8 protein-coding genes are annotated in these 8005 nt (G+C 50.3%); 6 read left to right on the top strand and 2 right to left on the bottom strand.

Annotated elements, in window-relative coordinates:
• The 4 genes from AC01YT_RS11795 to AC01YT_RS11780 all read left to right on the top strand — a co-directional run.
• The coding region (locus AC01YT_RS11795; RefSeq protein WP_476675662.1) for a hypothetical protein at positions 1–267 on the top strand (267 nt) is incomplete at its 5' end.
• A 92-nt stretch (positions 268–359) separates the two neighbouring features.
• On the top strand, positions 360–1409 hold the full coding sequence (locus AC01YT_RS11790; protein WP_476675660.1) for a tyrosine-type recombinase/integrase: 1050 nt from the start codon (positions 360–362) through the stop codon (positions 1407–1409).
• Positions 1410–1533: 124 nt separating this feature from the next.
• A complete protein-coding gene (locus AC01YT_RS11785; protein WP_476675658.1) occupies positions 1534–2409 on the top strand; it encodes a TerC family protein in 876 nt (291 codons plus the stop codon).
• A gap of 167 nt (positions 2410–2576) precedes the next feature.
• Positions 2577–4226, top strand: a complete 1650-nt coding sequence (locus AC01YT_RS11780) for a PDZ domain-containing protein (protein ID WP_476675656.1) — start codon at positions 2577–2579, stop codon at positions 4224–4226.
• Positions 4227–4308: 82 nt separating this feature from the next.
• Here AC01YT_RS11780 and AC01YT_RS11775 read toward each other — a convergent pair whose 3' ends face one another.
• On the bottom strand, positions 4309–5958 hold the full coding sequence (locus AC01YT_RS11775) for a right-handed parallel beta-helix repeat-containing protein (RefSeq protein WP_476675654.1): 1650 nt from the start codon (positions 5956–5958) through the stop codon (positions 4309–4311).
• 267 nt (positions 5959–6225) lie between these two features.
• On the opposite strand from AC01YT_RS11775, the gene AC01YT_RS11770 reads away from it, so the two are divergent.
• Positions 6226–6495 (top strand): YbeD family protein, encoded by a 270-nt coding sequence (locus AC01YT_RS11770; RefSeq protein WP_315623802.1) that lies wholly within the window; start codon positions 6226–6228, stop codon positions 6493–6495.
• 5 nt (positions 6496–6500) lie between these two features.
• On the opposite strand, the gene AC01YT_RS11765 is transcribed toward AC01YT_RS11770, so the two are convergent.
• Positions 6501–7028, bottom strand: a complete 528-nt coding sequence (locus tag AC01YT_RS11765; RefSeq protein WP_476675651.1) for a response regulator transcription factor — start codon at positions 7026–7028, stop codon at positions 6501–6503.
• Positions 7029–7230: 202 nt separating this feature from the next.
• On the opposite strand from AC01YT_RS11765, the gene pdo reads away from it, so the two are divergent.
• A complete protein-coding gene (gene pdo / locus AC01YT_RS11760; RefSeq protein ID WP_476675649.1) occupies positions 7231–7944 on the top strand; it encodes a protein disulfide oxidoreductase in 714 nt (237 codons plus the stop codon).
• The last annotated feature ends 61 nt before the right edge of the window (positions 7945–8005 follow it).

The raw sequence follows: 8005 nt of genomic DNA, 5'->3' as shown, positions 1-8005 counted from the left end.
ATAGGCATTCACCTCCAACGCGAACGCTTGCATTTCATCCGTTCCACCGTACGCGGTGAGGTGACCTATGGACGTTGGTACCTGAGCGGGCCTTACAAAGTAACTGTGGGCACCCCACTCCACTTTGAGGGTAACGTAGAGGATCACCTGCTAGTGCGTTCTGTGGCCGAGACCATCATGCATCATATCATCGAATTAGCACGTCAAAGCGAGAACCGTCTAAATCCAATTCAAAGCCGGCTGGATTTAGCACAACAGATCGGGTAATCCGCCATGGTTTTCCCAGATCAGGATTCCCAAAACGACACTAAAAATCTTTAGCGGTTCGGGTTTACTCTCAACACGTTTATAATGAGAGTATGAAAGCCTTGCGCGCCAATCACCCCGATCCAGACAATAATCTCCCTCTTCCTATCCCTACCCATGATATCCCAATCGGGCATGCAGCCAATGAGGCAGCTACACGGCATCGCTTTGCCGACTATCGGGCTCGCCGAGCCGATCACACGCTACGTCGTCAGGATGCAGACCTAGCGCTCTTTGCTGAATTCCTTTCTTCATTGGGCATTCAGGTTAGTAATCTAGGTCAGAACCCCGAGGCATGGCGTGGAATTACTTGGGGATTAGTGGAAGCCTTTGTTAAGTGGCAATTAAGCATAGGGTACGCGATCCCTTCCATCAACGTACGGCTTTCCACGGTTAAGACATATGCCCGCCTAGCCCTCCAAAGCGGCTGCTTGACGCCTGAAGAGTACGCTCTTATTCGCAGCATCAAAGGCTTCTCTCATCGTGAGCAGCAACGCCTCGATCAACGCCGACCACGCCAACGCGTAGGCACCAAAAAACCCACGCCGGTGACGCTCACACCCCAACAAGCCGCCGCGCTCAAGACTCAACCTGATACCCCTCAAGGGCGGCGAGATGCCCTGCTTATGTGCCTGCTCCTTGATCACGGGCTCCGGGTTGGGGAAGTGGCCTTATTACGGGTCGAAAATATTGACTTGGAAGCGGGCTTATTGCGCTTCTTCCGTCCCAAAGTGGGCAAAACACAAACTCATCGCCTTAGCCCCGACACCCTGCACCTCCTCCGCCGCTGTTCAGCGTTGAAAGACCTACCCGCTGAACCTCAAGCCCCTCTCCTACGCGCCAGTCTGAAAGACGGTAGCCTAAGCAAAGCTGGAATGACCACACGGGCCATTACCCAAAGGGTCCGTTTTTTGGGTGAGCGATTGGGAATCACCGGATTGAGCGCTCACGACTGCCGACATTATTGGGCTACCCAGGCCGCCCGCCGCGGCGTGGATCCATTTGCCTTGCAGCAAGCCGGTGGCTGGGCTTCTTTGGCCATGCCCCGTCGTTATATCGCTGACAACGAAATTGCTAATGAGGATCTCTTAGATCTCGAATAAGGACATCTGTCATCTAGGAAACAGGATGCTCTACGCCGCAAATCCTGAAAATCCCCACGCGCCATTCAGTACGGCATTGGGTTATACTCACCCTGGATACTAAAAACCAATTGAGAGAAATTGCGTGGATTGGAGCATCCCGATCATCATTCTGCAACTTATCTTACTGGAGGGGCTGTTATCTATTGATAATGCCGCCGTCTTAGGTGCTATGGTGGCGCATCTGCCCGACGATCAGCCCGTCCAATGGCCACGTCCCCTAATGGAATTGGGACACCGTCTTCACCACTTCCTGGGGAATCAGCGCACCGCGGCCCTACGGGTGGGTTTACTGGGAGCCTACCTAGGGAGAGGGTTAATGCTAGCCTTGGCAGCCTGGGTAATCCACTATCCATGGTTGCGCGTCCTCGGTGCGGCTTATTTAATCCGCTTGGCTTTCGATAACCTGGGACAGGCCGAACCCGGTGAAGAGGATGCTCACGCTCATCCTCTTGAGCAACATTCCTTCTGGATAATCGTACTGACAGTTGAAATGACCGACTTGGTTTTCAGCCTGGACAACGTGGTTGCAGCGGTTTCACTCTCAAACCGCTTTTGGGTAGTGATGGTAGGGGTAGCCATTGGGATTTTGATGATGCGTTTTGCCGCTGGGATCTTCAGTTATGCCGTCACCCGCGAGCCCATCCTCAAGCCGGCGGCGTATCTACTGGTTTTAGCCATTGGGGTTGAACTTGTACTGGAAGAATGGATCGGACTCGAGATCAACGATTGGCTGCGCTTTGGTATTTCAGTAACCATATTGCTCTTGGCACTGCTTTATGCCCATAGCAAGTTTTTACAACATCTTCGACCAGTGCTCGTGTGGATTGGGCAGGGTTTTGCAAATGTCAATGAGTTAGTGGATTGGGCACTTGTGCCGCTCGTAGTGGTCTTGCGTTGGATTGCTCGTATCCCATACCTGCTATATAGAGCGGTCTCCCGTACGGTCGAACATCTTTGATAAGGTGTACTTATGCCTATAACTCCATCTTAAGCCAACCTTAAGGTCATCTTGAGGGTGGTTTAAGGACAGAGGCGTTTTTTGCCTTTAAACTCATTAGCGAATGAGCAAACTGACTGCGCCCATTCACGTAAATGCTCATATCTAGTTGAATATGGAGGTGTACGATGAAGCCGCAATCGCGCCTTTCCCTTGTTGCAGTATCTCTAATCTTAATGGCCCTTCTTGTCTCGGCCTGTGTCCCCTTTAATTTCCAGGGCTTTCGTTTGCCCAAGATTCAGATTGAACAAAGCAACTCGCAATCTCAAACGCCGGTTGTGGTCCCAACCGCCACTCTAGCACCATCCTCCAGCACGTCAACACTTGAAAACCCCTCATCGTCCAACATACTTACCACGCTAGAAGACACACTAGCCCAGGTTTATGCTCGGGTCAATCCCTCCGTAGTCAACATCCAAACCACTCAGCGCCTTGGGCCAGCCTTGAACCTGCCTTTCAACTTTCCCGGACAATCACCTGACCAGGCCCCGGTTACGCGCAGTCTGGGCTCAGGGTTCGTCTGGGATACACAGGGACATATCGTAACCAATAATCACGTGATAGACGGTGCTGATCGAATCACCGTAACTTTCTCTGACGGCAGCACCGTCGAGGCTCAAGTCGTCGGAGCCGACAGCGATGCCGACCTCGCCGTGCTGAAAGTAGATGTAACCCCTGAGAAGTTGGTTCCTGTTCGCCTGGCTGATTCTAAGCAGGTTAAGGTGGGGCAATTAGCGATTGCCATCGGCAATCCTTATGGTCTAGAAGGCACAATGACTGTCGGGTTCATCAGCGCTTTAGGGCGTTCCTTACCCGTACAAAGCACAACCAATGACGGCGCTACGTACACGATCCCTGACGTTATTCAAACCGACGCCCCGATTAATCCTGGAAACTCGGGCGGGGTTTTGGTGAACATTCGTGGGGAAGTAATTGGTGTCACCGCAGCGATTGAATCCCCGGTACGCGCAAATGCTGGGATTGGGTTTGTCATTCCTTCCAATATTGTGAGACGCGTGGTTCCAGCCCTGATTGCCACTGGTCGCTATGATCACCCTTACCTTGGTATCAGCGGTACGACCCTGACCTCGGATTTAGCCAAAGCCATGGGGTTAAGCCCAGATCAACGAGGCGCGCTGGTGATTGATGTCACCCCTAACAGCCCTGCAGATAAGGCCGGTTTACGCGGCAGCGATCGTCAGATCACTCTGGATGGAAACCCAGTGCGTGTAGGTGGCGATGTGATCACCGCCATTGATGGAAACCAGGTGCAGAAATTCGAAGATTTGGCCAGTTACCTTGCCACCTCGACCTCGGTGGGTCAAAAAGTGACGCTTACGATTTTGCGCAACGGGCGAGAGCAAACCATAGAGGTTATTTTGGGTGCTCGCCCTCGCACCCAGAGTTCTAACCTAACCACGGCCCAAACCGGCGCCTACCTGGGAATCACCGGGCGCACACTGACCCCTGAAATTGCCCAGGTTATGGGATTGGATCAAGATCAACAAGGTGTACTCGTTGTGAACGTGGTCAACGGAAGCCCCGCTGATAAAGCCGGCCTTCGCGGTAGTTTCAAACCGGCTACGATCAACGGTGAGCAAATGCTAATCGGCGGCGATATTATAACCGCCTTTGACGATCAACCGATCACGTCCTTTGAGGATTTACAAGCCGCGCTAGCTCAATCCTCACCCGGACAAAAAGTGACCTTGACCATCTTGCGTGAAGGGAAAACACAGCACATTGACGTGACACTCGGTGCGCGCCCCAATTCCTAAATCGTGCGGCGGGGTGCAATAGCCAGAAGCCCCGGCGTCTGGTTTTCGCCGGGGCTTTATCTTTCTTCGATCACTCTATGGTTTATGGAGATAGTACTATAAAGATCCCAAATTCAGGCAGTGTTACCGGACGAAGCGGTTCCGGCCAACCAATTGGCTTTGCCACACTCCAGTTGATCAAAGGTAAAGCAATTGCCTGCCCCTGATAAATCCCGCTGATCTTCTCTCCAAAGTTCTGGGCATTGTGAATTTCGTATCGATCCCCAATTGAATATCCCAACGTCTTCAAATCAACGAGAATCTGGTCTTGCTTAGCCCAGTTATACACGATAATGTGCCCTCGCTTCGCCTCATAACGGTTAGGACGGATAAAAACTTGGGTTGTGGAGGGTAGGGTCGCGAAAAACGAACTACGAGAATCAAAACCGGTTTGAGAGCGCCACTGATTCCAATTACGCCCTTGTCCGTTAATTAGGAAGGGTGTTCCATTAGCAAAGAAATACTGGTTGTCATCCCAGGCGCCGAAGGATTGAACCAAATTCACCAGGGGAGCATTCTGTCCTACCAGGACATTATGATCCAGAGTCACTCCCTGCCATGCCTTAACCTCTAGAGCATAGTCCCCACGGTTAAACAGGTAAGCGTTTTGTACCCGCACATTCTGATTCTGGGTATCTACGCTAAAGCCCAAGGCAACGGTTTCATTATAGGTAAATTGATTGGTCAGGATAACGTTCCGCGTAGGTTGCCTTCCTCCAACCAGGAATGTGCCATTAAAGGTCACATTGCCATCGAAGTTGAAATTAACCAACGGGAATTCATTCTCGCGATAAACATGCAAATTGTAATCACTAAAGTTATTGAAGATGATGTTATCTTCGATCCACTTGCTCCCCTGCTGATTTTGGGCGTAAATACCATGTCCATGCCCTCGGTCTGGGCCCTTCCAGCCGTTGTTGTAAATAAGGTTGCCATAAATGACTACGTCCGGGGCGCGATCATCCGCATAAACCCCTTCCGCGGCATCATGCATAATGTTATTGATGATTTTGACATTGGTGGCGTAAACACTAAAGGCATCTTCGCGATAGATGTCATCCGGAAATGACCCTTGGTATTGTGAAGTGCGATTAGGGTCGGTATTGATAACTTCCAACCCCCAAAAAATCACATTGGGTTTGTAAATCTTAATGCTCCCGTTGATAATGGGCTGTTCGCCAGGATAGGCGCGGACTACAATAGGGCGATCCACCGTTCCTTGCAAGTGGCTGTTAAAGTAGGTTAGTCCGCCTCCCCCATAAGTACCTCCACGTACCCAGATCACATCCCCCGGCTGAAAGAATCCTGTCTTGGCTTTATCCTCAATTGCGTAGGCAAGGTTAAAAGGCCGTTCCATACTTCCATCGCCGTTATTCGTGCCATTAGGGGACGCAAAAAAAGCCCGTCCTCCGCCAATAGGTGGTAAGGTAGGTGCCCGCGTAATAACTGGCAGAAAAACCTGCGTCGTGGCACTAGCCTCAATCGCGGTATCGGGCGTGGACGTAGGAGAAACCGAACCGACGACTATCTCACTGACTTGTGGCGCTGGACCTTCTGTGACCTGCGGAACCGGGCTCTGCGATTGAGTTTTTCCTACAATATTTGGGCCAAACACAGAGCAACCCACCAATAAAATAGTCAACCCAAGATATACCTGGCGGAGGCGTTTGAGTTTGCGAATTTTAAGGGACATCTGTCTTCTCCTGTTCGGCACCGGCTTATTACCAACAACTCTGAGTGTAAACGCACGGTTACCAATAGTGGTTCGGGACTGGCTTGGAATTAGGCAGGTACTCATCTGCTCTCAACTAACGACTCATAGGTCACCGATGGTTTCCAGTATAACCCTAATAAATGGTTTACACAACCACTGAAGATCAAATAATGCCTAAAGGCGATTTTTACCCTTGCAAGTAGTCTGTGGTATAAATTTCGCAGATAACATCACGAGGAAACGAAAATGAATCGTTCGCTACGCGATCTCATGGATTTTCCTACCATCTTTCGCCTTCGCGTCATCGGCTACAATCAAGATGACTTTGCTACCTACATCATGGTCAGGGTAAGACGTTTCGCACCTGACATCAACGAAGATAATATCAACGCGCGGTTGAGCAATGGAGGAAAGTATTGCGCTGTTACGGTGTCGTTTGTCGCTGAATCGGAAGAACAACTCTATGCGATTTACGCTGACCTGAGTCAGGATCAACGTGTACTATTCTTACTCTAGGAATCTTACCTTCGTGATAAGCGAGATCTCAGATTGGCGGTTTTAGTGTGCCTTAATCGGGGTTTGTAAAGAGAGGGTAAACTCTGTTCCGGATCGCACAAACCAAGTGCAGAGCCCCTTAAGATGATCTCCGCCAAGGTATGGCAATTCAGGCGCTGTTTTAGCGCTCGAACATGAGCGGCCACCGTGCTTTGAGATATCCCTAGCCGTCGCGCAATGATCTTGAGGCTGAGCCCCTCCGCCAATCCCTGTAAGACCAAACGCTGCCTTTCTGAGAGTTGAACGTGAGAGATGTATTGATAAGCGTCTTCAGATTCAACCAATGCCAACGGATATACCACCACCAGATGACCTAGCAAAACCCCACGTAAAGGCTTTTGAAGGGCTTGAACTTCAGGTGAAAGCAAGGCAAAAATTGCTGCCGGCGGCCGCCAATCGCCACTATTCACCGCCAGAAGCAAATCCGATGGACTTAACGCCACATCAAAGGTAAATATAGCATTTTCATGAACCAACCAAAGCACACGGGTCATAGGCCAACCCCAGATTATAGAACTTATGTTCTATAATTATAACAGAAAACGTCACCCTGCGCGATCTGAGTTAGAGCCTGTGAAATCCAAGAATGAGCGTTGAGATATCCACAAAGTTGATCTATTTCTAATATTCCTTCTCTATAATCTCACTACGATAAGTCGGGTTCTGAAAAATCTCATTTACAAAAAGGAGGGAAAAATGGCTCTGTTGAATCCCCAAGTCCGAGAACAAGTTCGAAATTTGCTCCTTGGGATGGAGCATCCAGTCAAATTGTTACTTTTCACCCAAGGTGAAGGTGGCGCCATCGAATGCGATTTTTGTGCTGAAACCCGCCAACTTGCCGAGGAAATCACTGCCTTGTCTGACAAACTTACATTGGAGATCTATGATTTCGTGCGCGATAAAGCCCTGGCCGATGCCTTGAAAGTGGACAAGATACCGGCCTTAATCCTTCAATCGGATGGGCAACAGCCTCAAGACCACGGCATTCGTTTCTTTGGCATTCCTTCGGGGTATGAATTTGGCACCTTGATTGAAGACATATTGATGATCAGCCGCCGCAAACCCGACCTCAGTCTGGCCACAATGCAACAGCTCGCCCGCCTCGACCGTCCCGTTCATATTCAAGTCTTCGTCACTCCCACCTGTCCATACTGCCCACGCGCAGTCATGCTGGCTCATAAACTAGCCTTAGCCAGCCCCTGGATCACCGCCGATATGGTCGAAGCCAGCGAATTTCCTCACCTTGCCAACCGCTACCATGTTTATGGCGTACCCCGGACGGTCATCAACGACGTGATCCACATCGAAGGGGCTGTCCCCGAGGAAACCCTGATGGCTAAACTTATGCTGGTTATGGACAATCAGGTCATGGAAGAACTTAAACGATCTTGGAGCCACAGTCAACTCTAAGAGTTTTTCCTAAACAACCAAAAAGCAAGGGTTTTCAGTGTATCCGGAAACCCTTGTTTTT

The organism is Thermanaerothrix sp. (assembly GCF_056331585.1).
Note: the sequence above shows the minus strand (reverse complement) of the source record. Positions and strands in the feature narration are given on the sequence as shown.